The following is a 14,440-nucleotide window of genomic DNA, read 5'->3' on the forward strand; positions in this document are numbered from 1 at the left end:
ATAGCGCGCACGCAGCACGGTCCAGCTCCGCCCGCCACCCGGTACCCCCGGGGTCCGCCGGCCGGAGCCGCTGGGGGCTGCCCGCACGCCCGCCGCCGGCGGGGGGCGCGGGCCGCGCTCCGCCCCGGCATGCCCCGATGCCCGCGCGCACAAGTCGACAAGGAGACACCATGGCAGCGAAGCTGCGGCTCAGGCCTCCGGAACCGGGCACCGCCGGGCTCTACCTGGCGGTCGCCCGCGGCGCCTTCCGGCGCTACTCGACCTACCGGGCCGCCACCCTGGCCGGCGCCGTCACCAACACCGCCTTCGGCTTCATCCTCGCCTCCACCTTCCTCGCCCTGTGGCGGGCCCGCCCCGGCCTCGGCGGCTACGACACCACCCAGGCCGTCACCTACATCTGGGTCAGCCAGGCGCTGCTGGTCACCGTCGCGGTCTGGGGCGGCGGCTTCCAGGACGACGTCCAGGAGCGCTTCCGCAGCGGCGACATCGCCGTCGACCTCTACCGCCCGGTCGACTTCCAGGGCTGGTGGCTGGCGTCCGACCTCGGCCGGGCCGGCTTCCACCTGCTCAGCCGGGGCGCGCTGCCGGTGCTCGCCGGGGCGCTCGCCTTCGACATCCGGCTGCCCACGTCCGTCACCGTCTGGGCGGTCTTCCTGCTCTCGGTGCTGCTGGCCGTGGTGGTCAGCTTCGGGCTGCGCTTCCTGGTCGCGCTGACCGGCTTCTGGCTGCACGACTCCGAGGGGGTGCGGGCGGTGATGCTGGTGGTGGCGATGTTCTTCTCCGGGATGCTGCTGCCGATCACGCTCTTCCCCGGCGCGCTCGGCGAACTGGCCGCCGTCCTGCCCTGGTCCGCCCTGGTCCAGATCCCCACCGACCTGTTCCTGGAGCACCGCACCGGCGGCGCCGTGCTCGGCGCGCTCGGCTTCCAACTCGGTTGGGCCCTCGCCCTGCTGGCGGCCGGCCGGGGCCTGCAGCTGCTCGCCACCCGCAAGGTGGTGGTGCAGGGTGGCTGACACCCTCGCGGCCCGCACCGGCTGGGCTTTGCGCTCCTGGTGGCTGGTGGCCGGGATGTGGACCCGGTCGATCATGTCCTACCGGGTCTCGTTCGTCCTGATGCTGCTCGCCAACACCGCGGTGACCTTCCTGGACTTCGTGGTCCTGATGCTGATGTTCCGTCACACCGACCGGCTCGGCGGCTGGAGCCTGCCCGAGATCGGCTTCCTGTACGGCACCTCGACCGGCGCCCTGGGCGTGGCCAACCTGCTGGTCGGCTCGATCGACGGCCTCGGCGACCGGATCCGGGTCGGCACCCTGGACACCGTGCTGATCCGGCCCGCCCCGGCCCTGGCCCAGCTCTGCGCCGAACGCTTCTCGCTGCGCCGCGTCGGCCGGCTGGCCCAGGCCGCCGCGGTGCTGGCCTGGTCGCTGACCGCGCTCCCGGTGCACTGGACTCCGGGCCGGGTACTGATGGTGCCGCTCCTGCTGCTCTGCGGCTCGGTCATCTTCGGCGCGATCTTCGTCGGCGGCGCCACCCTGCAGTTCTGGTGGGGCGAGGCCAAGGAGCTGCAGAACTCCCTCACCTACGGCGGCGCGACCCTGCTCCACTACCCGCCGACCGTCTTCGCCAAGGAGCTGGTGGCCGCCACCGTCTTCGGCGTCCCGCTCGCCTTCGTCAACTGGCTGCCCGCCCTGTACGTGCTCGACAAGCCCGACCCGCTCGGCCTGCCCGAGGCCTTCCGGTTCGCCGCCCCGCTCGCCGCCGCCCTCGCCGCCACCGCCGCCGGCCTGCTCTGGCGGGCCGGTCTGCGCGCCTACCGCGGCACCGGCAACTGACCCCGCACGGCAAGGAGTCCGCCATGGGAATCATCGAGGTCCACAACGTCAGCCGCACCTTCACCGTCCGCACCAGGGCGGGCCGGCTGCGCCGCGAGAAACGCGAGGTCCGCGCCGTCGACGGACTCGACTTCACGGTCGAGGAGGGCGAGTGCGTCGGCTACATCGGCCCCAACGGCGCCGGCAAGTCCACCACCATCAAGATGCTCACCGGCATCCTCGTCCCCACCGGCGGCCGGCTGCGGGTCGCCAGCGTCGACCCGGCCCGCGAGCGGGTCGGCCTGGCCCGCCGGATCGGCGTGGTCTTCGGCCAGCGCACCACCCTGTGGTGGGACCTGCCGCTGCGCGACTCGTACGAGCTGGCCCGCCGGATCTACCGCATCCCGGACGCCCGCTACCGGGCCAACCTGGAGCGCTGCGTCGAACTGCTCGAACTCGGCGCCCTGCTGGACACCCCGGTGCGGCAGCTCTCGCTCGGCCAGCGGATGCGCGGCGACCTCGCCGCCGCCCTGCTGCACGACCCGCAGGTGCTCTACCTCGACGAGCCGACCATCGGCCTCGACGTGGTCTCCAAGTCCCGGGTCCGGGCGTTCCTGCGCGAGGTCAACACCCTGCAGCGGACCACCGTGCTGCTCACCACCCACGACCTCACCGACATCGAACAGCTGTGCCGCCGGGTGATGGTGATCGACCACGGCCGGGTGGTGTACGACGGCGGCCTGGAGGGCCTGCACGCGGCCGGGGAGAGCGAGCGCACCCTGGTGGTCGACCTCGCCGAGGTGTGCGCGCCCATCGAGGTGCCCGGCGCCCGGGTGGTCCGCACCGACGGGCCGCGGCAGTGGCTCGCCATCCCCGCCCGGGCGAGCGCCGCGCCGGTCCTGGCCGCGGTCGCCGCGCGCTACCCGCTGGTGGACCTGTCGGTGCGCGAGCCCGCCATCGAGGACGTGATCGCCCGGATGTACAGCTCCTCCGAGGCTCACCCGAAGGGAGCAACGGTGTAACCGTCGGTGACCCCCGGGAGTTGACACCTCCGTGACCCCGCCCGCTCCCGACATCAGCGTGGTGCTCGTCCTGCACGACACCGCGCCCCGCCCCGCCGCCTCCCTCACCTCGCTGGTCGCGCAGACCATCGGCCGCCACCGGATGGAGGTGGTCGTGGTCGACGCCGGTGCGGTCGGGGGCGGCGGGGCGGAGGCGGCCCGGATCGCCGCCGGGCACCCGGAGCTGTTCCGCACCGTCCGGCACACCGGCCCGGGCGGCCCGGCGGCCGCCGCCGACCTGGGCACCGGGCTGGCCCGCGGCCGCTACCTGCTCCCGCTCGGCGCCGGGGACCGGCTCGGCCCCGAGGCGCTGGAGCGGCTGGTCGCGGCCGCCGACCGCTGGCACTCCGACGTGGTCGTCCCCCGCCAGACGGACCAGCACGGCCGGCCGGTCCCGGCCCGGCTCTTCGACCGCAGCCGTGAGTCGGTCACCTTCACCGACTCCGCGCTCGCCTGGTCGCTGGCCGACACCAAGCTGCTGCGCCGCGAGCTGATCGAGCGCCACGGCCTGCGCCGCCGCGCCGGCCTGCCGCCCGGCGCCGAGCAGCCGTTCGCCCTCGCCGCCCTGCTGCACGCCCGCACCGTCTCGGTCCTGGCCGACCAGGACCTCTACCACCTGGCCCCGGACGCCGACCCGTTGCCCGGGCCGATGGACCGGCTGCGCGCCGTCCGAGCCCTCCAGGAGCAGCTCGACGCCCTCGCCCCGCCCGGCCCGGTCCGCGACGCGGTGCGCGCCCGGCACTTCTCCGACGACCTGCCCGGGCTGCTGCGGGCCGGCTACCTCGCCGAGTCGACCGCCACCCAGCGCCGGATCGCCGAGGAGATCGGCCGGCTGCTCGACCGGCACTGCCCGTCCGCGCTGTTCGCCCGCCTCGCCGTCTCCGACCGGGTCCGCCTCGCCCTCGCCCGCCGCGGCGAACTCGCCGCCCTGCGCACCCTGGTCCGGTACGAGGCCGCCCACCCCGCCCCGCCCGTGGTCCGCCGCGGCGGCCGGCTGTACGCCGCGTACCCGGCCTTCCGCGACCGCCGACTCGGCCTGCCCGACGCCCTGTTCGAACTGCCCGCCCGGCGGCCCGCCCCCACCCCGACCTGGCGGCGGGCCGCCCGGCTGGTGCCCCCGCAGGTCCGCCGCGGCCTGCGCGGACGCGCCGCACGGCTGCGCCGGGCCGCGAACGGCGGCCCGGGGACGGGCACCCGATGATGGACATCTGCGTGGTCGGCCTCGGCGCCGTCGGACTGCCGCTGGCCGTCCACCTCGCCGCCCGGGGCCACCTGGTCACCGGCACCGACGCCGACGGCGAGGTGGTCACCGCCGTCGCCGCCGGACGCCCGCCCTTCCCGCACGAGGCCGACCTCGCCGAGCTGCTCGCCGCGACCGCCGCCGACGGACGGCTGCGCGCCACCACCGACACCGCCGCGGCGGCCGTCGGCGCCGCCGCCGTGCTGATCGCCGTCCCGCTCGCCGCCGGCCCCGACGGCGACCCGGACTTCGCCCCGCTGGACGCCGCCACCGACGCCGTCGCCGCCGGCCTGCGCGCCGGCACCCTGGTCGCCTACGAGACCACCCTGCCGGTCGGCACCGTCCGCGGCCGCTTCGCCCGCCGTCTGGAGGCCGGCTCCGGCCTGGTCGCCGGACGCGACTTCGCCCTGGTCGCTGCCCCCGAACGGGTCCGCAGCGGACGGGTCTTCGCCGACCTGCGGCACTCCCCGAAACTGGTCGGCGGCATCGACGAGGACTCCACCCGGCAGGGCGCCGAGTTCTACCGGGCCGTCCTGGACTTCGACCCGCGGCCCGACCTGCCCCGCGGCAACGGCGTCTGGGTGCTGGAGTCCGCCGAGGCCGCCGAGTTCGCCAAGCTCGCCGAGACCACCTACCGGGACGTCAACGTCGCCCTGGTCAACCAGTTCGCGCGCTACGCCGACCGGGTCGGCGTCGACCTCGCCGAGGTGATCGACGCCTGCAACTCCCAGCCCGACACCCACCTGCACCGCCCCGGCATCGCGGCCGGCGGCCACCGCATCCCGGTCCACCCCAGGCTCTACCTGTGGAACGACCCGCACGCCACCGTGGTCCGCGCCGCCCGCGAGGCCAACGAGACCGTCCCCGGGTACGCGGTCGGGCTGCTCCAGGGCGTGCTCGGACCGCTGGACGGGGTCGCCGTCCTGGTGCTCGGCGCCGCCTACCGCGGCGGGGTCAAGGAGACCGCCCACTCCGGGGTCTTCCCGCTGGTCGAGGCGTTGCGGGCGGCCGGCGCCGAGGTGCGCGTCCGCGACCCGCTGTACGCCGCGGACGAGCTGGCCGCGCTCGGCCTGCCCCCGGACGAGGGCAAGCCCGCCGCCGCCCTGGTCGTCCAGGCCGACCACCCCGAGTACCGCGACCTCGGCGCCGCCGACTTCCCCGGCGCCCGCGTCCTGCTCGACGGCCGCCGGATCACCGACCCCGACCGCTGGGAGGGCGTCCGCCGGATCGTCCTCGGCGGCGGGTGAATCCTCCGGGGCGCGGGGAACCGTGACGCCGACCCGCGAGGCCGACCCGGGAGCGGCCGACCCGACCGGATCGATCCACCCCGGGAGCGGCCCGTTCCCCGGCCACCCCGCGTTAGCGTGTCCCCGTGAGCGTCGAAGACATCGCCCCCGGGGTCAGCTTCACCGCCGCCGACGAGGAGAAGCGCCGCGGCGTCCGCCGCATGAAGGCCTTCGCGACCGGCCTGCTGGCCTTCGCGACCCTGGTCTTCGCCCTGGCCACCTGGGCCCGGGCGGCCAGCGCCGGCTCCTGGGCCGGCTACGTCGCGGCCGCCGCCGAGGCCGGCATGGTCGGTGCGCTCGCCGACTGGTTCGCCGTCACCGCACTGTTCCGGCGCCCCCTCGGCCTGCCGATCCCGCACACCGCGATCATCCCGACCAAGAAGGACGCCTTCGGCCGGACCCTCGGCGACTTCGTCGGCGACAACTTCCTCTCCGCGCCGGTGGTCCGCGCCCGCCTCGCCAAGATCGGCATCGCCCGCCGGTTCGGCGAGTGGCTGGCCGCCCCCGGCAACGCCGAGCGGGTCACCCGGGAGGCCGCCGCCGCGCTGCGCGGCGTGCTGGCCGTACTGCGCGACGAGGACGTCCAGGCCGTGATCGGCGAGGCGATCACCCGCCGGGCCGCCGCCACCTCGGTCGCCGAACCGGCCGGCCGGCTGCTCGGCAAGGTGGTCGCCGACGGCGGCCACCACGGCGTGGTCGACCTGGTCGCCGTCCGCGCGCACGCCTGGCTCACCGCCCACCACGCCGACGTGGTCGACAAGGTCACCGCCAAGACCCCCGGCTGGACCCCGCGCTTCCTCGACCAGCAGGTCGGCGAACGCGTCTACAAGGAACTGTTGCGCTTCGTCAGGGACATCCGCGACGACCCCGACCACCCGGCGCGCGAGGCGATCGACAACTTCCTCGCCGACTTCGCGGCCGAGCTGCAGCACGACCCGGAGACCATCGCCCGGGTGGACCGCGCCAAGGCCGACCTGCTCGCCAGACCCGAGATCCAGGGCCTGATCGACTCCTCCTGGGGAGCCGTCCGCACCCTGGTGCTGGGCGCCGCCGAGGACGAGGACAGCGAGCTGCGCCGCCGCCTGCGCGACGGCCTGCGCTCCTTCGGCGGCCGGCTCGCCACCGAGCCGCGCCTGCAGGCCAAGACCGACGGCTGGCTCCAGGACGCCGCCCAGTACGTGGTGGAGACCTACCGCGACGAGATCACCGCGCTGATCTCCGAGACCGTCGCCGGGTGGGACGCCGACGACGCCTCCCGCAAGATCGAGGCCAACGTCGGCCGCGACCTGCAGTTCATCCGGATCAACGGCACCGTGGTCGGCGCGATGGCCGGCCTGCTGATCCACACTGTCGCGGTCGCCCTGGGCGGCTAGCGACCCGCCGACGCGGTTAGCATCGGGATCTACGCGAGTTGACAAGGAGAACCACCGTGGCCGTACCCAGCGGGATCGAGGCGTTCATCGCCGGCATGCCGAAGGCGGAACTGCACGTCCACCACGTCGGCTCGGCCTCGCCGCGGGTGGTCGCCGAGCTCGCCGCCCGCCACGCGGACCGCACCAAGGTGCCCACCGACCCGGCGGCGCTCGCCGAGTACTTCACCTTCACCGACTTCGCCCACTTCATCGAGGTCTACCTCAGCGTCGTCGACCTGATCCGCGACGCCGAGGACGTCCGGGCGCTCACCTACGGCGTCGCCGAGGACATGGCCCGGCAGAACATCCGCTACGCCGAGCTGACCGTCACCCCGTACTCCTCCACCAACCGCGGCATCCCGGACGTCGCCTTCATGGAGGCGATCGAGGACGCCCGCAAGTCCGCCGAGAAGGACCTCGGCGTCGTCCTGCGCTGGTGCTTCGACATCCCCGGCGAGGCCGGCCTCGCCGCCGCCGACGAGACCGCCCGCCTCGCCGTCGACCTGGCCCCCGAGGGCCTGGTCTCCTTCGGCCTCGGCGGCCCCGAGATCGGCGTGCCCCGTCCGCAGTTCAAGCCGTACTTCGACCGCGCCCGCGCGGCCGGCCTGCACAGCGTCCCGCACGCCGGCGAGACCACCGGCCCCGAGACGGTCTGGGACGCGCTGCGCGTCCTCGGCGCCGAGCGCATCGGCCACGGCACCCAGGCGGTCCACGACCCGGCCCTGATCGACCACCTCGGCGAGCACCGCATCCCGCTGGAGGTCTGCCCGACCTCCAACATCGCCACCCGCGCCGTCGACCGGATGGAGAACCACCCGATCAAGCAGATGGTGGACGCGGGCCTGCTGGTCACCGTCAACAGCGACGACCCGCCGATGTTCGGCACCGACCTCAACACCGAGTACGCCGTCGCCGCCCGCCTGCTCGGCCTCGACGAGAGCGGCGTCGCCGCCCTCGCCCGCAACGCCGTCGAGGCCTCTTTCCTCGACCCCGCCGGCAAGGTCCGGCTCACCGCCGAGATCGACGCCCACCTCGCCGCCTGGCCGAAGGGCTGACCCCCGCCCCAGTCTGCGCCCGCCCGAACGGACACCCCGCACGCCCGGGCGCAGACTGGGAAACACAGGCCACGAGGACCCTTCCGGGAGGTGGCCGATCATGCGTACCCAGGCAGCCACCCTGGCCGGGGCGGTGTCAGCGGCGTTATTGGCGCTGGCGACCGCCTGCGGCACCAGCAGCGGCGGCAGCGGCTCGACGCCGACCGGCGCGCCGTCGTCCGTCACCACCCCGGCGGCCGTCGCCACCGTGACCGCGACCGTCACCACGACGACCCGCGCTCCCACCGCCACGGCCACGGCACCCGCCTCGCCGGCGCCCTCCGCACCGGCCGTCGCCACGCCCGCCGCCGACCCGGCGGCCACCGTCCGCGGCTACTACGCGGCGATCAACGCCCACGACTACCCGACCGCGTGGGCGCTCGGCGGCCGCAACCTCGACTCCGACTACGCGCACTTCGCGGCCGGCTTCGCGGACACCGCCTCCGACGCCGTCACCGTGGACGGCGTGCACGGCGGCACCGTCGACATCCACCTGCACGCCGTGCACACCGACGGCAGCACCGCCGACTACGCCGGCAGCTACACCGTCTCCGGCGGCGTGATCGTCCGGGCCTCGGTGCGGCAGGTGGGCGGCAGCAGCCCCTCCGCCCCGGCCGTGGCGCCCGGCACCGGGTCCTTCAACCCGGCGGTCACCCAGGACACCATCCAGTCCACCATCTGCGTCAGCGGGTGGACCGCGACCGTCCGCCCGCCCGCCTCCTACACCGAGCCGCTGAAGAAGGCGCAGCTGGCCGCCTCCGGCCGGGCCGACCAGGACCCGTCGCACTACGAGGAGGACCACATCGTGCCGCTGGAGCTCGGCGGCGCACCCCGGGACCCGGCCAACCTACGGCCCGTTCCCCAGGCCGCCGCCGACCGGGACGACGCCCTGGAGAACAGCCTGCACGCCGACGTCTGCGCCGGGCGGACCACCCTGGCCGACGCCCAGCAGCAGATCCTTCAGGCCAAGGCGGGCGAGGGCTGAAGGGCCGGTTCGCGGTGCAGCAGGGCGCGTTCGGCGCTGGTCCAGACCGAGGTGGTGAGCAGGTAGAGCCCGGCCGCGAGCGGTACGAACGCGGCGAACACCACCGTGCCGAACGCCAGGTAGCGCAGGACCGCGGCCCCCGGGGCGGCGGGCAGCGGCGTACGGGCGGCGCGGCGGAAGTTGACGTACCCGACGGCGGCCAGGGCCGCGTACAGCACGCCGAAGACGGCCAGCTGTGCGGCGGAGTGGGCCTCGGTGACGTGCAGGCCGAGCGGGACGCCGGCCAGCCGGTGGCCGAGCAGGTCGTTCGGGGTGGTGAACAGGCGGTACATCACCGAGAAGAACGGAATCTGGGCGAAGGCCGCCAGCAGCCCGGAGAACGGCGAGGACTGCTCGGTGCGGTAGAGCTCCGCCAGGGCGGCGTTGAGCTTCTCCGGCCGGCCCTTGTGGGTGCGGCGCAGTTCCTCGATCCGCGGGGCGAGCCGGGCGCGAGCCTTCTCACCGCGGGCGGCGGAGCGGGCCAGCGGGTGCAGGGCGAGCCGGACGGCGACGGTGAACAGGACGATCGCGAGCGCGGTCGGGACGACGGTCGCAAGGGCGGCGACCGCGTCGTGCGCGAGGCGGACGACGGGGTCGAGTACGGCGAGGACGGACATGGTGAGCGAGCCCTCCGGGGTCTCGTGGAAGTGAGAGGTCGGCGGAGGGCGGCCGCGGCGGGGCCGTACGCGGCCGTACGGGGATGACGTACGGAGGTGACGTACTGAGCGGGGTTACGCGGCCGCCGGGGCCGCGCCGGGCGCCCTGGGGCGTCGGCGGCCCCGGGCGTCCGGGTCGCGCTGGGGGAGGAAGGCCGTGCGGTACGCACGCCGGCGCAGCGCGCCGTCGCGGACGGCGGCGGGGGCGCGGGCCCCGAGCAGGCGGCCGGCGGCGAGGGTGCCCGCCACCGCGCCGGCCAGCAGGACCAGGGCCGCGGCCGCGGCGACGGCGGTGAGGGCGCCCGGACCGAGCAGCAGCTCACCGGTCAGCAGCCGGAACACACCGAGGAGCAGCGCGACCAGGGGCACGGCTGGACCTCCTCGGGTGTGACGGAGCGACGGTTCGCCGTCGATGCTACGACACGCCGACGGCGGACGGGAGGAGCACTTTCGGCACCGGTTGTGCGGTCGCGGCTCAGGGCAGCCGGATCACTCGGCTGGTGGCGTCCGAGGCACGGGCCGCCTCCAGGACGGTCAGCGTGGCGACGGCGTCCCGGGGGTCGACCGGCGGCGGGGTGCGGCCGGCCAGCGAGGTGACGATCCCGGCGTAGTAGGCGGGGTAGTCGCCCGGCTCGGTGGCCACCGGGGCGGCCTGCTCGTCGGTGCCCAGGGTGCCGTGGTGGGACGGGTCCTCGACGCCCCACGGAAGCCCGTCGCTGGGGCGGTGGCCCGCCTTGAGCGCGTCCTCCTGCGGGTCCATGCCGAACTTCACGTAGCCCGCACTGTCCCCGAGCACCCGCAGGCGCGGGCCGCCGAGCGGGGCCAGGGCGCTGGTCCACAGGTGGGAGCGGACACCGGAGGCGTGGGTGAGGGCGAGGAACGCGTCGTCGTCCACCACGGCGCCGTCGCGGCGGGTGTCGATCTCGGCGTAGACCGAGTCGACCGGGCCGAACAGGCTCAGCGCCTGGTCGACCAGGTGGCTGCCCAGGTCGTACAGCGTGCCGCCGACCTCGGCCGGGTCGGCCAGCTCGCGCCAGCCGGGCTTGGGCTTGGGGCGGAACCGCTCGAAGCGCGACTCGAAGCGGTGCACCCGGCCGAGCACGCCCTCGGTGACCAGCTTGCGGACGGTCAGGAAGTCGCCGTCCCAACGGCGGTTCTGGAACACCGAGAGCAGGGTGCCGGTCTTCTCGGCGAAGTCGCACAGGTCGCGCGCCTCGGTCGCGGTGGCCGCCAGCGGCTTGTCCACCACCGTGGCCAGCCCGGCCAGCAGGGCGGCGCGGGCGAGCGGCACATGGGTGCGGTTCGGGGAGGCGATCACGACCAGGTCGAGCCGGTCCGGCTCGGCGAACAGCTGCTCGGGGGTGTTCAGGACGCGGGCACCGGGGTGCTCGCGGTGCAGCTGGGCGCGGCGGTCGGGGTTGGCGGTGACCACCGCGTCCAGCTGCAGTCCGGGGGTGGAGGCGATCAGCGGGGCGTGGAAGGCGGCGCCGGCCAGGCCGTAGCCGATCAAGCCGACGCGGAAGGAGGAGACGGAAGCGCTGGTCATGGCACCACTCAACCACGCAGCGCGGCGAAATCCCGAGTCCGGCGAGCTCCGGCCGTGCCGCCGCCGGGTCGGTCAGCGGGCGCCGGCGCGGCGGGCGTGGGAGCCCCGGCGGCGGGTGATCACGGCGACGGCCGCACCGGCCAGCAGGAAGGCCGAACCGACCGAGAGCATGAGGCCGTTGGCCCAGGACGAGCCGGTCTGGGCCAGCTGTCCCGCGACCGGGCGGGCGGCGGTGTCGGACGGCCCGGCGGGGGAAGCGGTGGTGGGGGTGTCGGCGGCAGCCAGGGCAGGCTGTGCGGCGGCGGGCTGCGCGGCCGGGGTCGACGCGGTAGCGGTGGCGGTCGCGCCGGCGGCGGCCGGGGCGGCGTCGTGGACGTGCTGGGCGCCGCCGGTGTCGGCCGGCACCGGGGCGCTGCCCGGCTTGGCGCCGCTGCCGTCGAAGACCACGTCCGAGCAGGAGTAGAACGCCTCCGGGCTGTCCGACCGCTGCCAGATCGCGTACACCAGCTGGCGGCCGGTGCGCCCGGCCGGGATCTTGCCCGGCAGCACGTACTGGCCGTCCGCCAGCTGTGGGTCGGTGACGGTCAGGAACGGCGTGGCGTCCAGGTTCGACCAGGTCAGCGGCTTGGCCGGGTCGTAGCTCGGATTGGTCAGGTAGAGCTTGAAGGTGCCGCGGTGCGGTGCGGTGGCGCGGTAGCGGAAGGTGAAGTCGGCGCCCGCGGTGAGGCTGGTGGCGGGCCAGTCGGCGCGGGGCAGGTCCAGCCCGGCGAACTCGGCGTTGCCGGCGCTGCACAGCCGCCCGTCCGGGATCAGCTCCCGGTGGCGGCCGCCCGCGTCGCCGATCCGCACGCCGTTCCAGTCGTACATCGCCTGGGTGCCGCCGGCCTGGATCGCGGCCGCGCAGGCGGCGGACTTGGGGTGCTCGGGGCCCTCCAGGTAACAGCCCTCGACCCGGCTGAGCGGGTTCTGCATCGAACCGTGGGCGGCCGCGCTGCCCTCGGACAGCACCAGGGCGAGCGGCACGGCGGCGAGGGCGGCGGCGACGCGGCGGACGGACAGGACGGGCATGGGGGTGCACCTCCAGGGCGCGGGCAAGGGCTCGGGCGACGGCTCGGGCGAGGGCTCGGGTGAGGCCGGAACTGCACGCTAACCAGCCGGGACACCCGGATTGACGGAGTATCAGTGCGGTTAGGCGGCACTTAAGGAAGCCTTGAGGCGGGCGGGGCCGGTCCGGCAGGCGGGCAGGACTGCCGCCGGTGCGGCGTGCGGATTACGCTGGGGCCGTTGGGGCAGCCAGTTGGACGACATCGCAACACCTCAGGAGACATGCCCGTGGCAGACCGCAAGCCCATCGAGTCCTGGCTGACCGACATGGACGGCGTCCTCATCCACGAGGGAACGCCGATCCCCGGGGCGAAGGAGTTCCTCCGCAAGCTCCAGGAGTCCGGCAAGCCGTTCCTGGTGCTCACCAACAACTCGATCTACACCCCGCGCGACCTGTCCGCGCGCCTGGCCGGCATGGGCCTGGACGTCCCGGAGGAGCGGATCTGGACCTCCGCCCTGGCCACCGCCAAGTTCCTCAAGGGCCAGCGTCCGAACGGCACCGCGTACGTGATCGGCGAGGCCGGCCTCACCACCGCGCTGTACCAGGCCGGGTACGTGCTGACCGACAACAACCCCGACTACGTGGTGCTCGGCGAGACCCGCACCTACAGCTTCGAGGCGCTGACCAAGGCGATCCGGCTGATCAACGCCGGCGCCCGGTTCATCTGCACCAACCCGGACGAGACCGGCCCGTCCACCGAGGGCGTGCTGCCGGCCACCGGCTCGGTCGCGGCGCTGATCACCAAGGCCACCGGGGTGGAGCCGTACTTCGTCGGCAAGCCCAACCCGCTGATGATGCGCGAGGCGCTGAACTCCGCCGGCGCCCACTCCGAGACCGCCGCGATGATCGGCGACCGGATGGACACCGACGTGGTGTCCGGCATGGAGGCCGGCATGGAGACCATCCTGGTCCTCACCGGCCTGACCGCCCCGGAGGAGGTCGAGCGCTTCCCGTACCGGCCGACCCGGGTGGTCAAGTCGATCGCCGACCTGATCGACGAGATCTGACCGGATCGAGGACCGGAGCCCCGCCGTGGCGCACGGCGGGGCTCCGTCGGTGACAGGGGGGATGTCCCGATGGAGGAGAAGAAGGTCACCTGGGCGGAGCTGTACTTCGACCTGGTGTTCGTCTTCGCCGTGACCCAGGTGTCGCAGCTGCTGCACCACCACCACGACTGGGCCGGCACGGGCCGGGCCCTGGTCGCGTTCGTGCCGGTGTACTGGTGCTGGGTCGGTACCACCGTGCAGGCCAACGTGCGGGACGTGGACCACGTGCGGGACCGGATCGGGATCTTCGCGGTGGGCCTCGGCGGGCTGTTCATGGCGCTCGCCCTGCCGGGCGCGTACGGCTCGCGCGGGCTGCTGTTCGGCGCCGGCTACTGGACCGCCCGGCTGGTGCTGCTGTGGCTGGTCAGCCCGGTGCGCGGGGCGTGGCTCGGCCCGTACGGGGTGGGGGCGCTGGTCAGCGGGCCGCTGCTGCTCGCCGGCGGGCTGCTGGACGGCACCGCGCGCGAGCTGCTCTGGGCCGCCGCCGCCGTGCTCGACCTCGCCGCGCCGCTGCTGTTCCGCCGCCGGCTGGCCCGGGTGGACTACCACCCCGGCCACCTGCCCGAGCGGTTCGGCCTGTTCCTGCTGGTCGCGCTCGGGGAGTCGATCGTCGGGATCGGCGGCCCGGTCGCCGGATCCGACCTGCACGGGGCCCAACTGCTCTCGGTGGCGCTGGCGTTCGTCATCTCCTGCGCGCTGTGGTGGCTCTACTTCGGCTACGCCGCCGACGCCATGCGGCACGCGATGGAGACCACCGGGTCCCGCCGCGACCTGATCCGCTGGGTGTTCTCGTACGGCCACCTGGCGCTGATCGGGGCGGTGATCGCGGTCGCCGTCGGGTTCGGCGAGACGGTCGCCGAGCCGGGCCGCGCGCTCGGCCTCGGCACCCTCGCGCTGCTCTACGGCGGTTGCGCGGTCTACCTGCTGAGCTTCAGCTACACCCGGCTGATGATGTTCGGCAGGCTCTCCCCGACCCGGCTGGCGGCGGCGGGGGCGGTCCTGGTGCTGCTGCCGCTGATGGTCAGGCTGCCCGCGCTGCTCGCGCTCGGCGCGCTGGCCGCCCTGATGGCCGGGTTGAACCTGTGGGAGCACGTACGAGTGGAGCGCGCTGTCAGAGCGAGTGTGTAGCGTTCGGGTGACGCGTTGAAGCGCGTCGAG

At 74.8% G+C, this 14,440-nt stretch carries 14 protein-coding genes; 10 read left to right on the forward strand and 4 right to left on the reverse strand.

What is annotated here, in order from left to right; translation table 11 throughout:
* Positions 1 to 170: 170 nt before the first annotated feature.
* The 8 genes from FHR36_RS16445 to FHR36_RS16480 all read left to right on the forward strand — a co-directional run bounded on the left by FHR36_RS16445 (position 171) and on the right by FHR36_RS16480 (position 8,890).
* Complete coding sequence (locus FHR36_RS16445; RefSeq protein ID WP_253797966.1) at positions 171 to 1,013, forward strand: ABC transporter permease; 843 nt, start codon at positions 171 to 173, stop codon at positions 1,011 to 1,013.
* Positions 1,006 to 1,833: an ABC transporter permease gene (locus FHR36_RS16450; RefSeq protein WP_253797967.1), complete on the forward strand. Its 828-nt coding sequence runs from the start codon at positions 1,006 to 1,008 to the stop codon at positions 1,831 to 1,833. The genes FHR36_RS16445 and FHR36_RS16450 overlap by 8 nt, the downstream gene beginning before the upstream one ends.
* 23 nt (positions 1,834 to 1,856) lie before the next feature.
* Complete coding sequence (locus FHR36_RS16455; protein ID WP_253797968.1) at positions 1,857 to 2,834, forward strand: ABC transporter ATP-binding protein; 978 nt, start codon at positions 1,857 to 1,859, stop codon at positions 2,832 to 2,834.
* Positions 2,835 to 2,865: 31 nt separating this feature from the next.
* On the forward strand, positions 2,866 to 4,074 hold the full coding sequence (locus FHR36_RS16460) for a glycosyltransferase (protein WP_253797969.1): 1,209 nt from the start codon (positions 2,866 to 2,868) through the stop codon (positions 4,072 to 4,074).
* Positions 4,074 to 5,360 (forward strand): nucleotide sugar dehydrogenase, encoded by a 1,287-nt coding sequence (locus FHR36_RS16465; protein WP_253799328.1) that lies wholly within the window; start codon positions 4,074 to 4,076, stop codon positions 5,358 to 5,360. Before FHR36_RS16460 ends, FHR36_RS16465 begins: the two co-directional genes overlap by 1 nt.
* Before the next feature lie 125 nt (positions 5,361 to 5,485).
* A complete protein-coding gene (locus FHR36_RS16470) occupies positions 5,486 to 6,772 on the forward strand; it encodes a DUF445 domain-containing protein (protein ID WP_253797970.1) in 1,287 nt (428 codons plus the stop codon).
* 56 nt (positions 6,773 to 6,828) lie between these two features.
* Positions 6,829 to 7,866, forward strand: coding sequence for an adenosine deaminase (locus tag FHR36_RS16475; protein WP_308199373.1), 1,038 nt, complete (start codon positions 6,829 to 6,831; stop codon positions 7,864 to 7,866).
* A gap of 100 nt (positions 7,867 to 7,966) precedes the next feature.
* Entirely contained in the window at positions 7,967 to 8,890 is a 924-nt protein-coding gene (locus FHR36_RS16480; RefSeq protein WP_253797971.1) for a hypothetical protein, read from the forward strand.
* Here the strand turns inward: FHR36_RS16480 and FHR36_RS16485 are convergent.
* The 4 genes from FHR36_RS16485 to FHR36_RS39360 all read right to left on the reverse strand — a co-directional run bounded on the left by FHR36_RS16485 (position 8,866) and on the right by FHR36_RS39360 (position 12,199).
* On the reverse strand, positions 8,866 to 9,546 hold the full coding sequence (locus FHR36_RS16485; protein ID WP_253797972.1) for a YidC/Oxa1 family membrane protein insertase: 681 nt from the start codon (positions 9,544 to 9,546) through the stop codon (positions 8,866 to 8,868). The two genes, FHR36_RS16480 and FHR36_RS16485, sit on opposite strands and share 25 nt — an antisense overlap.
* Before the next feature lie 114 nt (positions 9,547 to 9,660).
* Complete coding sequence (locus FHR36_RS16490; protein WP_407660834.1) at positions 9,661 to 9,954, reverse strand: DUF6412 domain-containing protein; 294 nt, start codon at positions 9,952 to 9,954, stop codon at positions 9,661 to 9,663.
* Positions 9,955 to 10,060: 106 nt separating this feature from the next.
* Entirely contained in the window at positions 10,061 to 11,131 is a 1,071-nt protein-coding gene (locus FHR36_RS16495) for a Gfo/Idh/MocA family oxidoreductase (protein WP_253797973.1), read from the reverse strand.
* A 72-nt stretch (positions 11,132 to 11,203) separates the two neighbouring features.
* Positions 11,204 to 12,199, reverse strand: a complete 996-nt coding sequence (locus FHR36_RS39360; RefSeq protein WP_301330266.1) for a lytic polysaccharide monooxygenase auxiliary activity family 9 protein — start codon at positions 12,197 to 12,199, stop codon at positions 11,204 to 11,206.
* A gap of 264 nt (positions 12,200 to 12,463) precedes the next feature.
* Between FHR36_RS39360 and FHR36_RS16505 the strand changes: the two genes are divergently transcribed.
* Positions 12,464 to 13,243, forward strand: a complete 780-nt coding sequence (locus tag FHR36_RS16505) for an HAD-IIA family hydrolase (protein ID WP_253797974.1) — start codon at positions 12,464 to 12,466, stop codon at positions 13,241 to 13,243.
* Between the two features lie 69 nt (positions 13,244 to 13,312).
* Positions 13,313 to 14,410: a low temperature requirement protein A gene (locus FHR36_RS16510; RefSeq protein WP_253797975.1), complete on the forward strand. Its 1,098-nt coding sequence runs from the start codon at positions 13,313 to 13,315 to the stop codon at positions 14,408 to 14,410.
* Positions 14,411 to 14,440 lie beyond the last annotated feature (30 nt).

It is taken from the genome of Kitasatospora cinereorecta (genome assembly GCF_024172095.1).
Classification (GTDB): Bacteria; Actinomycetota; Actinomycetes; order Streptomycetales; family Streptomycetaceae; genus Kitasatospora; species Kitasatospora cinereorecta.